Raw genomic sequence first — 14,770 nt, forward strand, 5'->3', positions numbered from 1 at the left:
AGGCGCAGCGCCCGCCCGGCGGGTGTTTCGGCGCATAGGCAAGGCGATGGGTGGTCGGTATACTCCCGACCCAATTACGCATTGTTCAAGGATCTCGCCATGAAGCGGCTGCTCACCCCCATCGTTGCGCTCCTCGCTGTTGCCTGCCTGCTGGGCGGCTGTGGCCAGAAAGGCCCGCTGTACCTGCCTGACGACACCAAGTCCTCCTCCGAACACGCGCACTGAGGGGTCTAGATGGACGCTTTCACTTACCGCGACGGTGAGCTGTTCGCGGAAGGCGTGGCCTTGTCCGCCATCGCATCGCGCTTCGGCACCCCCACCTACGTCTATTCCCGCGCGCACATCGAGGCGCAGTACCGCTCCTATGCCGATGCCCTGCAGGGCGTGCCGCACCTGGTCTGCTACGCGGTCAAGGCCAACTCCAACCTGGCGGTGCTGAACCTGCTGGCGCGCCTGGGCTCGGGCTTCGACATCGTCTCCAGCGGCGAACTGGAGCGCGTGCTGGCCGCTGGTGGCTCGGCTGACCGCATCGTCTTCTCCGGCGTCGGCAAGAGCCGCGACGACATGCGCCGCGCACTGGAAGTGGGCGTGCACTGCTTCAACGTCGAGTCGGTTGACGAGCTGGAGCGCCTGCAGGTGGTCGCTGCCGAGATGGACGTGAAAGCGCCGATCTCCCTGCGGGTGAACCCCGACGTGGACGCCGGCACCCACCCGTACATTTCCACCGGTCTGAAGGAAAACAAGTTCGGCATCGCCATCGAGCAGGCGGAGGCCGTCTATCTGCGCGCCGCCTCGCTGTCGAACCTGGACGTGGTCGGCGTGGACTGCCACATCGGCTCCCAGCTGACCAGCCTGCCGCCCTTCCTCGACGCCCTCGACCGCCTGCTGGCATTGGTCGACCGCCTCGCCACCCAGGGCGTGCACATCCGCCACCTGGACCTCGGCGGTGGCCTCGGCGTGCGCTACAAGGACGAGCAGCCGCCCGTTGCTGGCGACTACATCAAGGCCGTGCGCGAGCGTATTGCCGGGCGTGACCTGGCGCTGGTGTTCGAACCGGGCCGCTACATCGTCGCCAACGCCGGCGTGCTGCTGACCCAGGTGGAATACCTCAAGCACACCGAGCACAAGAACTTCGCCGTGATCGACGCGGCCATGAACGACCTGATCCGTCCGGCCCTGTACCAGGCCTGGATGGACGTGGTGCCGGTGCAGCCGCGCGACGGCGAGGCCCAGCGTTACGACCTGGTCGGCCCGATCTGCGAGACCGGCGACTTCCTCGCCAAGGACCGCGACCTGGCCCTGGCCGAGGGCGACCTGCTGGCCGTGCGCTCGGCCGGTGCCTACGGCTTCGTCATGAGCTCCAACTACAACACCCGCGGCCGTGCCGCCGAGGTGATGGTGGATGGGGAGCAGGCCTACGAAGTGCGTCGCCGCGAAACCCTCGAGGAACTCTACGCCGGCGAAAGCCTGCTTCCGGAGTAAGTCCATGCTGCTGCGTTTCACCAAGATGCACGGCCTGGGCAACGACTTCATGGTGCTCGACCTGGTCAGCCAGCACGCGCACATTCAGCCCAAGCACGCCAAGCAGTGGGGCGACCGCCACACCGGCATCGGCTTCGACCAGTTGCTGATCGTCGAGGCCCCCACCAACCCGGACGTGGATTTCCGCTACCGCATCTTCAACTCGGACGGCTCCGAGGTGGAGCAGTGCGGCAACGGTGCCCGCTGCTTCGCCCGCTTCGTGCTGGACAAGCGCCTGACCGTGAAGAAGCAGATCCGCGTCGAGACCAAGGCCGGCATCATCGAGCTGGATGTCCGCGCCGATGGCCAGGTCCGGGTCGACATGGGGCCGCCGCGCCTCGTGCCCCAGCAGATCCCCTTCGTCGCCGAGGCCGAGGCCCTGAGCTACCCGGTCGACGTGGACGGCCAGACCGTCCAGCTCGCCGCCGTGTCCATGGGCAACCCCCATGCCGTGCTGCGCGTCGAGGATGTGTACCGCGCTCCGGTCCACGAACTGGGCCCGAAACTCGAACACCACCCGCGCTTCCCGCAGCGGGTCAACGTCGGCTTCCTGCAGGTCCAGGATCGCCACCAGGCCCGCCTGCGGGTCTGGGAGCGCGGCGCCGGGGAAACCCGTGCCTGCGGCACCGGCGCTTGTGCCGCGGCCGTCGCGGCCATTCGCCAGGGCTGGATGGACTCTCCCGTGCAGCTGGAGCTGCCGGGCGGCAAGCTGACCATCGAATGGGCCGGCCCCGGCCAGCCCGTGATGATGACCGGCCCGGCCGTACGCGTGTACGAAGGCCAGGTCCGCCTATGAACGAGCCGAGAGCATGAGCGAGAAGCACCCCGACGCGCCCCGCGCCCTCGATTCCGAGTCGGTCGCGGCCTACCTGCGCCAGCACCCGGAGTTCTTCGTCGACCACGAGGAGCTGATCCCCGAACTGCGCATCCCCCACCAGCCTGGCGAGGCCGTCTCGCTGGTGGAGCGCCAGGTGAAGCTGCTGCGCGAGCGCAACATCGAGATGCGCCACCGCCTGTCCCAACTGATGGACGTGGCCCGCGACAACGACCGCCTGTTCGACAAGACCCGCCGCCTGGTGCTCGACCTGCTGGACGCCAATACGCTGGAGGAAGTGGTCGGAGCCATCGAGGACAGCCTGCGCCATGAGTTCCAGGTGCCCTTCGTCAGCCTGATCCTGTTCAGCGACAGCACCCTGCCGGTAGGCCGCAGCGTCTCCAGCGCCGAGGCACACCAGGCCATCGGCGGCCTGCTGGTGGCGGGCAAGACCATCTGCGGCGTGCTGCGGGCCCATGAGCTGGAGTTCCTGTTCGGCGCGGAAGAGGGCGCCAAGGTCGGCTCGGCCGCCGTCGTCTCCCTCAACCACCAGGGCCAGCACGGCCTGCTGGCCATCGGCAGCCCGGACCCACAGCACTACAAGAGCTCCCTCGGCACCCTGTTCCTCAGCTACATCGCCGAAGTCCTGGCCCGGGTGCTGCCGCGCCACGCCCCCCCGCTGCGCTCGGTGCGCTGAGCGCAGCGCGCCGGGAGGACCGATGAAGGCCGATCTTGAGCGCTACCTCGACCACCTGCGCAGTGAGCGTCAGGTTTCTCCGCACACGCTGGAAGGCTACCGGCGCGACCTGGAAAAGGTCGTGGCCCTGGCCGAAGGCTTCGGCCTCGATGACTGGACCACGCTGCAACCCCGCCCGCTGCGCAGCATGGTGGCGCGCCTGCACCAGCAGGGGCAGTCCGCCCGCAGCCTCGCCCGCCTGCTCTCCGCCGTACGCGGCCTGTACCGCTACCTGATCCGCGAAGGCCGCTGCCGTCACGACCCGGCCAGCGGCATCAGTGCGCCCAAGGGCGAGCGACGCCTGCCCCGCACCCTGGATGCCGACCGCACCCAGCAGTTGCTGGATGGCGCGGTGGAAGACGAATTCATGGCACGCCGCGACCAGGCCATCCTCGAGCTGTTCTATTCCTCCGGCCTGCGCCTGTCGGAACTGGTGGGCCTGGACCTGGACCGCCTGGACCTGGCCGATGGCAGCGTGCGGGTGATCGGCAAGGGCAACAAGATCCGCGAGCTGCCCCTCGGGCGCATGGCGCGCCAGGCACTGGAGCGCTGGCTGCCCCACCGCGCCAGCGTGTCCCCGGTGGACGGCGCCGTCTTCGTCACTCGCCAAGGCCGTCGCATCGGCCCCCGCGCCGTGCGCGAACGGGTGCGGGTGGCCGGGGTGCGCGAGCTGGGCCAGCACGTCCATCCGCACATGCTGCGGCATTCCTTCGCCAGCCACATGCTGGAGTCCTCCCAGGACCTGCGGGCGGTGCAGGAGCTGCTCGGCCACGCCGACATCTCCACCACGCAGATCTACACCCACCTGGACTTCCAGCACCTGGCGGCGGTCTACGACAAGGCCCACCCCCGGGCACGACGCAACGGAGCCAAGGACGAGGAATGAGCATCCAACTGGTGACCTTCGATCTGGACGACACCCTGTGGGACGTCTCGGTGGTGATGCAGGGCGCCGAAGCCGCCCTGCGCGAATGGCTGGGCAACCAGGCACCACGCCTGGGGCCCGTGCCGATCGAGCACCTGTGGGCGATCCGCGCCCGCCTGGTGGAGGCCACCCCTGGGCTCAGGCACCGCCTGAGCGAGCTGCGCCGGCGCATCCTCTTCCATGCCCTGGAAGAGGCCGGTTATCCACAGGCCGAGGCCGCGGAGCTGGCGGAGGCCGGCTTCCAGGTGTTCCTGGCTGCGCGGCACCGCATCGACCTGTTCCCCGAGGTGCACCCGACCCTGGAGCGCCTGGCCAACCACTACCGGCTGGCGGTGATCACCAATGGCAACGCCGATGTCCGCCGCCTGGGCCTGGCGGACTACTTCCAGTTCGCCCTCTGCGCCGAGGAATTGGGCATCGGCAAGCCGGACCCGCACCCCTTCGAAGAAGCGCTGCGCCGAGCCGGCGTCCCCGCCGCCCGGGCGGTGCACATCGGCGATCACCCCAGCGACGACATCCAGGGCGCCCGCAACGCCGGGATGCGTGCGGTGTGGTTCAACCCCCAGGGCAAATCCTGGGACGGCGACGACCACCCCGATGCACAGATCCGTACCCTGGACCAGCTACCCGCCCTGCTGGAGCGCTGGCACCGGGGTGCCTGACCCCGAATCGCAGGCATGAAAAAGCCCGCATCAAGCGGGCTCTTCCAGGCGACGCACTCAGATGGGGCGGCTGCCGTACTTGCTGTCCGGCTTCTTCGGCGGGTCGGCGACCACGTTGGGCTCCACCTCCTGCACCTTACCGCCACGGGCCAGGAACTCCTCCATGGCACGGGCCAGCGCATCGCGCTCCTTCTGCTTGGCTTCGACGCTGGGCAGCTCCTCGACCTCGACGGCAGCGGCTTTCTTGCCCTTGCCGGCAGGGGCGGGGGATTCGCCGTCATCGCTGTCGTCGCCACTGTCCTCGGCGGCAGCCAGCTCCTCGCCTTCGTCCTCGTCGCCCGCTTCGAGCTCGTCTTGTTCCAGTTCTTCGTCGCTCATTCTTCTACCTCGTGTCTTGCAAGAGCAGGTTAGTTATAGCCCAGTCGCGCCAGGTTTCTACGCGCCCGGAAAAAATCACGATGCCTCGCCGTAGAGGGTCGCCAGCACCCGGCGCGCACCGCCCTGATCGCGGTGTTCGCCGAGGTAGATCCCCTGCCAGGTACCCAGGGCGAGCGCCCCGTCACGCACCGGCAAGGTCAGCTGGCAGCCCAGCAGGCTCGACTTGAAGTGCGCCGGCAGGTCGTCCGGGCCTTCGTAGTCATGTTCGTAGCCACCCTCGCCCTGGGGCACGAGGCGGTTGAAGAACCGCTCGAAATCGCGCCTCACGGAGGGGTCGGCATTCTCATTGACGCTCAGTGAAGCCGACGTGTGTTGCAGCAGCAGGTGCAACAGACCGATACGGCAACGACCCAGTTCCGGCAATCCGGCCAGCAGCTCGTCGGTGACCAGGTGGAAGCCTCGCGCACGCGGCTTCAAGGTGATCAGCGTCTGGTGCCACATGGGCGCCACTCCCTCGGATTTCGCTCGGCGCGCATTCTAGCGCGGCCTCTGAAAAAGCAAAGGGCGCCTTTCGGCGCCCTTGGCAGCGGTTCGCACGCCCCGGAGGGGCCGGCGGGCTTAGAGGTTGTAGCCGCGCTCGTTGTGCTGCGCCAGGTCGAGGCCGACGGTCTCTTCCTCTTCGTTGACCCGCAGGCCCATCACCAGGTCCAGCACCTTGAGGATCACGAAGGTGACCACAGCGGTATAGACGACCGTGAAGGCCACGCCCTTGAACTGGATGAACACCTGGGCCGCGATGTTCTCGACGGTGCCGAAGCCACCCAGGGCCGGTGCTGCGAACACACCGGTCAGCAGGGCGCCGACGATGCCGCCGATGCCATGCACGCCGAAGGCGTCCAGGGAGTCGTCGTAGCCCAGCTTGCGCTTGAGGCTGGTGGCGCTGAAGAAGCAGATCACGCCGGCTGCCAGACCGATCACCAGGGCGCCCATGGGGCCGACGGTACCAGCGGCCGGGGTCACGGCAACCAGACCGGCGACCACACCGGAGGCGATGCCCAGGGCACTCGGCTTACCGTGGGTCAGCCACTCGGCGAACATCCAGCCCAGGGCAGCGGCCGCGGTGGCGATCTGGGTGACCAGCAGGGCCATGCCCGCAGTGCCGTTGGCAGCCACGGCGGAGCCGGCGTTGAAACCGAACCAGCCCACCCACAGCATGGCCGCGCCGATCAGGGTGTAGCCCAGGTTGTGCGGGGCCATCGGGGTGGTCGGGTAACCCTTGCGCTTGCCCAGCACGATGCAGGCCACCAGGCCGGCGATTCCGGCGTTGATGTGCACCACGGTGCCACCGGCGAAGTCCAGCACGCCCCAGTCCCACATCAGGCCGCCGTTGCCGCTCCACACCATGTGGGCGATCGGCGCGTAGACCAGGGTGAACCACACGGCCATGAAGATCAGCATCGCGGAGAACTTCATGCGCTCGGCGAAGGCACCGACGATCAGGGCCGGGGTGATGATGGCGAAGGTCATCTGGAAGGTGATGAACACGCTTTCCGGCACGGCGTACACCAGGCTGCTGGTGTTCAGGCCGCTGAGGAAGGCCTTGGACAGGCCGCCGATGAAGGAATTGAAGTTGACGACGCCCTGCTCCATGCCGGTGGTGTCGAAGGCCAGGCTGTAGCCGTAGACGACCCAGAGCACGCTGATCAGGCCGGTGATGGCGAAGCATTGCATCATCACCGAGAGGACGTTCTTGGAGCGGACCATGCCGCCGTAGAACAGCGCCAGGCCGGGAATGGTCATGAACAGCACCAGTGCCGTGGCGACGATCATCCATGCGGTGTCGCCACTGTTCAGCACGACCTCGTCGGCGGCCATGGCCAGGCCGGGGGTAACGAGGGACAAAAGGGCTCCTAGCCCTGCGGCTTTACGCAGAGTCATGTGGTTTTCTCCTGGGGCGTTGGGGTTCGGAGGCTTAGATCGCGTCGGTGCCGGTTTCGCCGGTACGGATGCGGATGGCCTGTTCCAGATTCACGACGAAGATCTTGCCGTCACCGATCTTCCCGGTGTTGGCCGCCTTGGTGATGGCCTCGATGACACGGTCGAGCTGGTCATCGGCGATGGCGACGTCGATCTTCACCTTGGGCAGGAAGTCGACGACGTACTCGGCGCCACGGTAAAGCTCGGTGTGGCCTTTCTGGCGACCGAAACCCTTGACCTCGGTAACGGTGATGCCCTGCACGCCGATCTCGGACAGCGACTCGCGCACGTCATCGAGTTTGAACGGCTTGATGATGGCAGTGACTAGCTTCATGAAACTCTCTCCCGTATTTGGTGGACTTGCCCCAGGAAAACGAACCCGGCTCAAGTCTAAGCGCAGTGCCTGGCTTTGTAACGCGTCGAACCGCCCTGGCCAGGCCCGCTTCGACGCCAACCAACCGCTCCTGGCGAAACACTCCCCCGCCTCGCCTGACGCACCGGTACTGCATCGGTGCACCCTTCACCAGCGCTAAAGCAGAAAGCTTGCCAGTTCGCCCAAAAGCCCCGTTTTTCAAGCAGATAGTGGCCCTTGGCCGTGGCACCGGGCAGCACTACCCCAAAACGATGCACGGAAAAGGTGCACGCGCACTTCAGCCCTTGCTCGGAAATCGTGCGTCGGCCTGTCACCCGACTCGGCGGGGACCCCGTGGTAAACTCCGCCCGCCCTGTCAACGGATGCCCACCATGCTGCCGCCCAAAGCCCTGCTCGATGCCCTCGGCTCCCACACCTCCCGCCTGTTCAACGGCGATACCCCGCTGCCCCGCGCCGAATTCGAGGCCCAGTTCAAGGCCCTGATGCAGAGCGCCTTCAGCAAGCTGGACCTGGTCAGCCGCGAGGAATTCGACAGCCAGATGGTGGTGCTCGCCCGTACCCGCGCGCGCCTGGAAGCCCTGGAGGCGAAGGTCGCGGAGCTGGAAGCCCAGCTGAACCCGCCGCCCACGGAGTAAGCCACTCCGGCCGGGCGGACCGATCAAGGAGCGATCCATGTCCCTGGCCCTCGTCCACAGCCGCGCCCAGGTCGGCGTGGAAGCCCCCGCCGTCACGGTGGAGGCGCACCTGGCCAACGGCCTGCCGTCCCTGGCCCTGGTCGGCCTCCCGGAAACCGCCGTCAAGGAGAGCAAGGACCGCGTCCGCAGTGCCCTGCTCACCAGCGGTTTCGAATTCCCCCTGCGGCGCATCACCCTCAGCCTGGCACCGGCCGATCTTCCCAAGGAAGGCGGACGCTTCGACCTGGCCGTCGCCCTCGGCATTCTCGCGGCCAGCGGCCAGGTGCCCGCTGCTGCCCTGGAACACCTGGAGTGCCTCGGCGAACTGGCCCTGTCCGGTGCCCTGCGTCCGGTGCAGGGCGTGTTGCCCGCCGCGCTGGCGGCTCGCGCTGCCGGACGGGCGCTGGTGGTGCCCCGGGAGAACGCCGAGGAGGCCAGCCTGGCCAGCGGCCTGACCGTGTTCGCCGTGGGCCACCTGCTCGAGCTGGCCGCCCACCTCAACGGCCAGACCCCGCTGGCCCCCTTCCAGAGCCAGGGCCTGCCGCTGCAGGCCGCGCCCTACCCCGATCTCGCCGACGTCCAGGGCCAGTTGGCGGCCAAACGCGCGCTGCTGGTGGCCGCCGCCGGAGCCCACAACCTGCTGTTGTCCGGCCCGCCCGGCACCGGCAAGACGCTGCTGGCCAGCCGCCTGCCCGGCCTGCTGCCACCGCTGGAGGAGCACGAGGCCCTGGAAGTCGCCGCCATCCATTCGGTGGCCAGCCAATCGCCGCTGGCGTGCTGGCCCCAGCGTCCCTTCAGGCAGCCTCACCACAGCGCGTCCGGCCCGGCCCTGGTGGGTGGGGGCAGTCGTCCGAAACCCGGCGAGATCACCCTGGCGCACCAGGGCGTGCTGTTCCTCGACGAGCTACCGGAGTTCGACCGCAAGGTGCTGGAGGTCCTCCGAGAGCCCCTGGAAAGCGGCGAGATCATCATCGCCCGGGCCAACGACCGGGTACGTTTCCCGGCGCGCTTCCAGTTGGTGGCCGCGATGAACCCCTGCCCCTGCGGCTACCTGGGCGACGAGACCCACCGCTGCCGCTGCACGCCGGAGCAGATCCAGCGCTACCGGGCCCGGCTCTCCGGCCCGCTGCTGGACCGCATCGACCTGCACCTGACGGTCGCCCGCGAAGCCACCCACCTCGGCGCGCCTGTCAGAGACGGGCTGGACAGCGCCACCGCCGCCGAGGAAATAGGCCGGGCCCGCCGTCGGCAACTGGCTCGCCAGGGTTGCGCCAATGCCTTCCTCGACCTGTCCCGGCTGCACCAGCACTGTCCGCTGACGCCCGACGACCAGCACTGGCTGGAGCAGGCCTGCGAGCGCCTCGGGTTGTCCCTGCGTGCCGCGCACCGACTGATCAAGGTGGCTCGCACCCTCGCCGACCTGGCGGACGCGCCCGACATCCAGCGCCAGCACCTGGCCGAGGCCCTGCAATACCGGCCAGCGATCCAGTCATGACACCGCTTAAAGCTATTGATGGGGAACTTTCAAAAGAGCTCGACTATCGATTGTGTTAGTGTTCGCCGCCTTCCGCCCTTGGCGGCCATCCGATCGAAAGGAGAGCTAGCTCAATGGAGGCACGTACGTCTTCTTCCCCATCCACCCTCAATCCCCCCGTATTCTTCGGCTCCGCCGCCCTCATCATCGCCCTGGTGCTCTACAGCACCCTGGCCCGTGAACAGGCCCAGGACCTGTTCGGTCAGTTGCAGAACTGGATCATCGTCAACGCCAGCTGGTTCTACGTCCTGACCGTCGCGCTGATTCTCATCACCGTGGTCTTCCTCGCCGTCAGCCGCTTTGGCGACATCAAACTGGGGCCCGACCACAGCCAGCCCGCCTACCGCAACAGCACCTGGTTCGCCATGCTGTTCTCCGCCGGCATGGGCATCGGGCTGATGTTCTTCGGCGTCGCCGAACCGCTGATGCACTACGCCAATCCGCCGGTGGGAGACCCCAGCACCGTGGCCGCCGCGAAGGAGGCGATGAAGCTGACCTTCTTCCACTGGGGCCTGCACGCCTGGTCGATCTACGCCATCGTCGCGCTGATCCTGGCCTTCTTCTGCTTCCGCCACGACCTGCCGCTGACCCTGCGCTCGGCGCTCTACCCGCTGATCGGTGATCGCATCTACGGCCCCATCGGCCACGCGGTGGACATCTTCGCCATTCTCGGCACCGTGTTCGGCGTCGCCACCTCCCTGGGCTACGGGGTGCTGCAGATCAACAGCGGCCTGAACCACCTGTTCGGCCTGCCGGTCACGGTCCCTGTGCAACTGGGCCTGATCGCCGCCACCTGCGCCCTGGCCACACTCTCGGTGGCCAGCGGGCTGGACCGGGGCATCAAGCTCCTCTCCGAATTCAACCTGATTCTCGCGGTGATCCTGCTGGGCCTGGTGCTGGTGCTCGGCCCCACCGTGTTCCTGCTCAAGGCCTTCGTGCAGAACACCGGTGGCTACCTGTCGGAGATCGTCAGCAAGACCTTCAACCTCTACGCCTACGAACCCACCGACTGGATCGGCGGCTGGACCCTGCTCTACTGGGGCTGGTGGCTGTCCTGGTCGCCCTTCGTCGGCCTGTTCATCGCGCGCATCTCCCGGGGCCGCACCATCCGCCAGTTCGTCTGCGGCGTGCTGTTCGTACCGGCCGGCTTCACCCTGCTGTGGATGACCGTTTTCGGCGACACCGCCATCCACATGGTGCTGCAGCAGGGCGTGCACAGCCTGGTGGAAACGGTGGCGCAGGACAGCTCCCTGGCGCTGTTCGCCTTCCTCGAACAGTTCCCGTTCTCCTCCGTGCTTTCGCTGGTGGCGATCCTGATGGTGGTGGTGTTCTTCGTCACCTCGGCGGACTCCGGTGCCCTGGTGGTGGACATGCTGGCTTCGGGCGGGCAGCCGGTGACGCCGCTGTGGCAGCGCCTGTTCTGGTCGACCCTGATGGGCGTGGTGGCCATGGCGCTGCTGCTGGCCGACGGCCTCAAGGCCCTGCAGACCGCCACCATTGCCAGCGCGCTACCGTTCTCGGTGGTGTTGCTGGCCGCCACCTGGGGTCTGCTCAAGGCCCTTCGGCTGGACGCCACCAAGCGCGGCATCCGCTACCAGGCGCTGGCCCTCTCGCGCCCGGCGCAGCAGCAACTGGGTGGCTGGCAGCGGCGGCTGCGCAACATCCTCATGTTCCCCCGACGCAGCCATGTCACCCGCTTCATCGACGAAGTGGTGCGCCCGGCCTGCCTGGAGGTGGCCGAGGAGCTGCGCAAGCAGGGCTACGCGATCGAGGTGCTGAATGGCGAGGACGGCCGCTGCAAGCTCAATGTCGGCCACGGCAAGGAGGTGGACTTCAGCTACGAGGTGCGCCCGCGCTCGCTGCTGCTGCCGCGCTTCGTGTCCCGCGAAGGGGGTGAGGAGAACGGCGACGCCCGCAAGTACTTCCGCGCCGAGGTGTACCTGCGCGAGGGCGGCCAGGACTATGACGTGATGGGCTGGAGCCGGGAGGAAGTGATCGGCGACCTGCTCGACCAGTACGAGAAGCACCTGCACTTCCTCCACGTGGTGCGCTGAGCCCCCCGTTGCGGGGCCCGGTCCAACCGGGCCCTGGTGGGTCAGCGGAAGCGACTCACTTCCTGGTGCAGTTCCTCGGCCAGACGGTCCAGCTCCCGGGCCGTCTGCGCCAGGTTCGCCACCACCTCACGCTGTTCACTGTTGGCCAGGGCGATGCTTTGCAGGTTGCTGCTGAGCAGGGTCGCGGTGCGGCTCTGCTCCTGGGTGGCGGTGGTGATGGCGGTGACCTGCTCACCGGCGGCCGCACTCTGCTGGGCGATCCGTGCCAACGCATCGGCCACCTTGGCGTTGCGTGCCAGGCCCTCCTGCATCAGCACCTTGCCGTGCTCCATGGTGCTGATGGCGCTGGCGGTCTCCTGCTGGATGCTGCCGATCATGCTGGAGATCTCGGTGGTCGCCTCGCGGGTGCGGCCGGCCAGGCTGCGCACCTCGTCGGCCACCACGGCGAAGCCACGGCCCTGTTCGCCGGCCCGGGCGGCCTCGATGGCGGCGTTCAGCGCCAGCAGGTTGGTCTGGTCGGCGATGGCGGTGATGACGCCGACGATGCCGCCGATCTCCTGGGAGCGCTGGCCGAGGGTGTTGATCACCTCGGCGGTGCCGTTGAGGGCGTTGGCGATCTGCTCCAGCGCCGCCGAGGCCTCGTCCATCGCCACCTGACCGATGCGCGTCTGCTGGGCGTTGTCACTGGCCAGGCGCTCGGTGGCGCGCATGTTGTCGGCGATGTTCAGCGAGGTGGCGCTGAACTCCTCCACTGCGCCGGCCATGCTGCTGATCTCGCCGGACTGCTGCTCCATGCCCTCGTGGGCGCCGCTGGCCAGGCCCGAGAGCACCTGGGAGCGGCTGCTCACCTGCTGAGCGGAACTGCGGATGTGCGCCACCATGGTCGACAGCGCTTCGCCCATCTGATTGAAGCTGCCGGCCAGCTCACCGATCTCGTCGCGGCTGGACACGTCCAGGCGCACCCCGAGGTTGCCGGCGCCCAGGGCGCGGGCCTGGTCCACCAGGTCGCCCAGGGGCTTGAGGCGCAGGCGCAGCAGGCCGATCACCGCAGCCACCGCCAGCACCATCGCCAGCAGGCTGCCAAGGGCCAGCTGGCTGCCGACCCGCCAGGTGACCTCGCCGATCTCCTCCTCGGGCATGCTCGCCACCACCTGCCAGGGCCCGTCGGCGAAGGGCACGGCGATGCTGAAGAAGTCCTCGGTGCCGTCGCTCCAGAACAGCCCCTTGCCGGGGTTGGCCTGCAGGCTCTTGAGGGCATCGCCGATGGCTTCCGGGCGGCGCACGCCGGCGGGGGCCACCAGCCATTTGCCGGTTTCGTCCAGCAATGCCAGGGAGCCGGTGCGGCCGATGCGGAAGCGCTCCAGGTTCCTGAACTGGGCGTTCTGCGCGTCGGTGTAGTCGAAGCCGACGAAGAGCACGGCGATCACCGCACCGGTGTCGTCGCGCACCGGGGTGTACTGGGTCATGTAGTAGCGCTCGAACAGCAGGGCCCGGCCCACGTAGTTCTGCCCGGCCAGCAGGCGCTGGTAGGCCGGGTGGGCGTGGTCGAGCACGGTGCCGATGGCGCGGGTGCCGTCCTGCTTGTTCAGCGAGGTGGTGATGCGCACGAAGTCGGCGCCATCGCGGACGAACACCGTGGCGACGCCAGCGGTGAGCTGGCGGAATTCGTCCACCAGGGTGAAGTCGTTGTTCAGCACCTGGCCGTTGAGGTACAGCGCCGGCGGGGTCAGGGCCGCTACCGGTAGGCGCTCGCTGCTGTGCAGGGTGAGGCCCCGGGCGAAGCGCTGCTCGAACAGGCTGGCCAGGCGCTGGGTGCTCTCGCGCAGGCTGCCGTGGAAGGTGGTGAGCTGGTCGGCCAGCAGACGGGCTTCGCTGGCCAGGTGCTCCTCGCGGGTGGCCAGGTTGGCCTTGTCCAGCGAGCGCAGGGCGAAGAGGGTGCTGCCGCTGATCAGCAACACGAGGATCAGGGCGAGGGCGGCGGCGAGCTGCCAGGCAATGCGTGACCTGGGCTGGTTCATGGGGAATCTCCGGAAATAGGGCAAGGCGATACGCGAGGAGGTCTCTGCCCCCTTCGCGGGGCGGCGAGAATACTTGAGTACCCCACTGCGGTATAGGACGGCCGTGCTTCGCGACGGCCTGTTTTTCCTGGTGTCGCCGTCACCTCAGTCCAGCAATTCCACGGCCGGCAGGTCCATGGCGGCTACCTCGGCGAGGAGGAAGTCACGCAGCCGCTGCAGGCGCTCCTGGTCCCGGCGACCGCGTGGCCAGACCAGGTAATAGCTCTCGCCGCTGGCCACTGCCGCCGGCCAGGGCAGGCCGATGCGGCCGCTGGTGGCATCCTCGGCGATCATCACCAGGTCGCCGATGGACACCCCGTAGCCCCGGGCCGCAGCAACGATTCCCAGCTCCAGGGTGTCGAACACCTGGCCACCCTTGAGGGAGACCTGCTCCTCCAGCCCCATGCGCTGCAGCCAGCGCCGCCAGTCGCGGCGGTCCGGCGTGGGATGCAGCAGCTCGGCCTGGCGCAGTTGCTGCACGGTCCAGGGCTGGCGGGCCTTGGACGACTCGCAGACCGGGATCAGCCATTCCGGGAACAGCAGCGTGACCTCCCAGTCCTGGGTGAAATGACCATCGGAGAGCAGCACCGCGCAGTCGAACGGCTCGTGCTGGAAGTCCACCTTGTCCACGTCCATCCAGGCGCTGGTGAGTTGAACCTCGTTCTCCGGGTTGAGGTGACGGAAGCGCGACAGCCGCGCCAGCAGCCAGCGCATAGTGAGAGTGGAGGGGGCCTTGAGACAGAGGTTGCCGTCGTCCACCCGCAGGATGGAGCAGGCACGCTCCAGGGCATCGAAGCCCTCGCGCAGGCCGGGGAGGATGACCCGCGCCGCCTCGGTCAGTTGCAGGTGGCGGCCCCGGCGCTCGAACAGACGGCAGGCGAAGTGCTCTTCCAGGGTGCGGATGTGCCGGCTCACCGCGCTCTGGGTGATGGCCAGCTCTTCGGCCGCGCGGGTGAAGGAGGCGTTGCGCGCCGCTGCTTCGAAGGCACGCAGGGCGTAAAGCGGGGGCAGACGGCGGGACATGGCGGCACTCTTGCATGAGTCAGAGTCATGAAAGGGATCATT

15 protein-coding genes and 1 pseudogene are annotated in these 14,770 nt (G+C 68.0%); 9 read left to right on the plus strand and 7 right to left on the minus strand.

Annotated elements, in window-relative coordinates:
• Nucleotides 1-99 precede the first annotated feature (99 nt).
• Genes A9G05_RS26355 through A9G05_RS02875 form a run of 6 tightly spaced genes read left to right on the plus strand, consistent with a single transcriptional unit; the run spans nucleotide 100 to nucleotide 4,658 of the window.
• Nucleotides 100-225, plus strand: coding sequence for a lipoprotein (locus tag A9G05_RS26355; protein WP_074966982.1), 126 nt, complete (start codon nucleotides 100-102; stop codon nucleotides 223-225).
• A gap of 9 nt (nucleotides 226-234) precedes the next feature.
• The gene (gene lysA / locus A9G05_RS02855) at nucleotides 235-1,482 is read left to right on the plus strand and encodes a diaminopimelate decarboxylase (protein WP_069559543.1); all 1,248 of its coding nucleotides are present in this window, start codon (nucleotides 235-237) and stop codon (nucleotides 1,480-1,482) included.
• Between the two features lie 4 nt (nucleotides 1,483-1,486).
• Nucleotides 1,487-2,317, plus strand: coding sequence for a diaminopimelate epimerase (dapF, locus tag A9G05_RS02860; RefSeq protein WP_069559544.1), 831 nt, complete (start codon nucleotides 1,487-1,489; stop codon nucleotides 2,315-2,317).
• Nucleotides 2,318-2,330: 13 nt separating this feature from the next.
• On the plus strand, nucleotides 2,331-3,032 hold the full coding sequence (locus A9G05_RS02865; protein WP_069559545.1) for a DUF484 family protein: 702 nt from the start codon (nucleotides 2,331-2,333) through the stop codon (nucleotides 3,030-3,032).
• A 22-nt stretch (nucleotides 3,033-3,054) separates the two neighbouring features.
• Complete coding sequence (gene xerC / locus A9G05_RS02870) at nucleotides 3,055-3,957, plus strand: tyrosine recombinase XerC (RefSeq protein WP_069559546.1); 903 nt, start codon at nucleotides 3,055-3,057, stop codon at nucleotides 3,955-3,957.
• A complete protein-coding gene (locus A9G05_RS02875) occupies nucleotides 3,954-4,658 on the plus strand; it encodes an HAD family hydrolase (RefSeq protein ID WP_069559547.1) in 705 nt (234 codons plus the stop codon). Before xerC ends, A9G05_RS02875 begins: the two co-directional genes overlap by 4 nt.
• A 57-nt stretch (nucleotides 4,659-4,715) precedes the next feature.
• Here the strand turns inward: A9G05_RS02875 and sutA are convergent, their stop codons facing one another.
• The 4 genes from sutA to glnK all read right to left on the minus strand — a co-directional run bounded on the left by sutA (nucleotide 4,716) and on the right by glnK (nucleotide 7,347).
• Nucleotides 4,716-5,036 (minus strand): transcriptional regulator SutA, encoded by a 321-nt coding sequence (gene sutA / locus A9G05_RS02880; RefSeq protein ID WP_044400784.1) that lies wholly within the window; start codon nucleotides 5,034-5,036, stop codon nucleotides 4,716-4,718.
• A gap of 75 nt (nucleotides 5,037-5,111) precedes the next feature.
• Complete coding sequence (locus A9G05_RS02885) at nucleotides 5,112-5,537, minus strand: secondary thiamine-phosphate synthase enzyme YjbQ (RefSeq protein WP_044400781.1); 426 nt, start codon at nucleotides 5,535-5,537, stop codon at nucleotides 5,112-5,114.
• Nucleotides 5,538-5,654: 117 nt separating this feature from the next.
• Complete coding sequence (locus tag A9G05_RS02890; protein ID WP_069559548.1) at nucleotides 5,655-6,974, minus strand: ammonium transporter; 1,320 nt, start codon at nucleotides 6,972-6,974, stop codon at nucleotides 5,655-5,657.
• A gap of 34 nt (nucleotides 6,975-7,008) precedes the next feature.
• Entirely contained in the window at nucleotides 7,009-7,347 is a 339-nt protein-coding gene (gene glnK / locus A9G05_RS02895; RefSeq protein WP_003457590.1) for a P-II family nitrogen regulator, read from the minus strand.
• Between the two features lie 410 nt (nucleotides 7,348-7,757).
• Between glnK and A9G05_RS02900 the strand changes: the two genes are divergently transcribed.
• From A9G05_RS02900 to A9G05_RS02910, 3 genes are all read left to right on the plus strand, one after another.
• Entirely contained in the window at nucleotides 7,758-8,021 is a 264-nt protein-coding gene (locus A9G05_RS02900; RefSeq protein WP_069559549.1) for an accessory factor UbiK family protein, read from the plus strand.
• 37 nt (nucleotides 8,022-8,058) lie between these two features.
• Nucleotides 8,059-9,555 (plus strand): YifB family Mg chelatase-like AAA ATPase, encoded by a 1,497-nt coding sequence (locus A9G05_RS02905; protein WP_069559550.1) that lies wholly within the window; start codon nucleotides 8,059-8,061, stop codon nucleotides 9,553-9,555.
• A 113-nt stretch (nucleotides 9,556-9,668) separates the two neighbouring features.
• The gene (locus tag A9G05_RS02910) at nucleotides 9,669-11,648 is read left to right on the plus strand and encodes a choline BCCT transporter BetT (RefSeq protein ID WP_069559551.1); all 1,980 of its coding nucleotides are present in this window, start codon (nucleotides 9,669-9,671) and stop codon (nucleotides 11,646-11,648) included.
• Nucleotides 11,649-11,689: 41 nt separating this feature from the next.
• On the opposite strand, the gene A9G05_RS28335 is transcribed toward A9G05_RS02910, so the two are convergent.
• The 3 genes and pseudogenes from A9G05_RS28335 to A9G05_RS02920 all read right to left on the minus strand — a co-directional run bounded on the left by A9G05_RS28335 (nucleotide 11,690) and on the right by A9G05_RS02920 (nucleotide 14,728).
• A complete protein-coding gene (locus A9G05_RS28335; protein WP_371850550.1) occupies nucleotides 11,690-12,550 on the minus strand; it encodes a methyl-accepting chemotaxis protein in 861 nt (286 codons plus the stop codon).
• Nucleotides 12,545-13,666 (minus strand): annotated as a pseudogene (locus tag A9G05_RS28340) (Cache 3/Cache 2 fusion domain-containing protein); the annotation flags it as partial. The pseudogene A9G05_RS28340 and the gene A9G05_RS28335, both read right to left, overlap by 6 nt.
• Before the next feature lie 144 nt (nucleotides 13,667-13,810).
• Nucleotides 13,811-14,728, minus strand: a complete 918-nt coding sequence (locus A9G05_RS02920) for a LysR substrate-binding domain-containing protein (RefSeq protein WP_069559553.1) — start codon at nucleotides 14,726-14,728, stop codon at nucleotides 13,811-13,813.
• Nucleotides 14,729-14,770: the final 42 nt, after the last annotated feature.

It is taken from the genome of Pseudomonas sp. ENNP23, from assembly GCF_001728945.1.
In the GTDB taxonomy this organism is placed as follows: domain Bacteria; phylum Pseudomonadota; class Gammaproteobacteria; order Pseudomonadales; family Pseudomonadaceae; genus Metapseudomonas; species Metapseudomonas otitidis.

Excerpts from the sequence above, each read along its gene's own strand:
- A9G05_RS26355 (WP_074966982.1), top strand. The coding sequence starts at position 100 with ATGAAGCGGCTGCTCACCCCCATCGTTGCGCTCCTCGCTGTTGCCTGC.
- glnK (WP_003457590.1), bottom strand. The coding sequence starts at position 7,347 with ATGAAGCTAGTCACTGCCATCATCAAGCCGTTCAAACTCGATGACGTG.
- A9G05_RS02865 (WP_069559545.1), top strand. The coding sequence starts at position 2,331 with ATGAGCGAGAAGCACCCCGACGCGCCCCGCGCCCTCGATTCCGAGTCG.
- xerC (WP_069559546.1), top strand. The coding sequence starts at position 3,055 with ATGAAGGCCGATCTTGAGCGCTACCTCGACCACCTGCGCAGTGAGCGT.
- A9G05_RS02875 (WP_069559547.1), top strand. The coding sequence starts at position 3,954 with ATGAGCATCCAACTGGTGACCTTCGATCTGGACGACACCCTGTGGGAC.
- A9G05_RS02885 (WP_044400781.1), bottom strand. The coding sequence starts at position 5,537 with ATGTGGCACCAGACGCTGATCACCTTGAAGCCGCGTGCGCGAGGCTTC.
- lysA (WP_069559543.1), top strand. The coding sequence starts at position 235 with ATGGACGCTTTCACTTACCGCGACGGTGAGCTGTTCGCGGAAGGCGTG.
- A9G05_RS02910 (WP_069559551.1), top strand. The coding sequence starts at position 9,669 with ATGGAGGCACGTACGTCTTCTTCCCCATCCACCCTCAATCCCCCCGTA.
- dapF (WP_069559544.1), top strand. The coding sequence starts at position 1,487 with ATGCTGCTGCGTTTCACCAAGATGCACGGCCTGGGCAACGACTTCATG.
- A9G05_RS02890 (WP_069559548.1), bottom strand. The coding sequence starts at position 6,974 with ATGACTCTGCGTAAAGCCGCAGGGCTAGGAGCCCTTTTGTCCCTCGTT.
- A9G05_RS02900 (WP_069559549.1), top strand. The coding sequence starts at position 7,758 with ATGCTGCCGCCCAAAGCCCTGCTCGATGCCCTCGGCTCCCACACCTCC.
- A9G05_RS28335 (WP_371850550.1), bottom strand. The coding sequence starts at position 12,550 with ATGGGCGAAGCGCTGTCGACCATGGTGGCGCACATCCGCAGTTCCGCT.
- sutA (WP_044400784.1), bottom strand. The coding sequence starts at position 5,036 with ATGAGCGACGAAGAACTGGAACAAGACGAGCTCGAAGCGGGCGACGAG.
- A9G05_RS02920 (WP_069559553.1), bottom strand. The coding sequence starts at position 14,728 with ATGTCCCGCCGTCTGCCCCCGCTTTACGCCCTGCGTGCCTTCGAAGCA.
- A9G05_RS02905 (WP_069559550.1), top strand. The coding sequence starts at position 8,059 with ATGTCCCTGGCCCTCGTCCACAGCCGCGCCCAGGTCGGCGTGGAAGCC.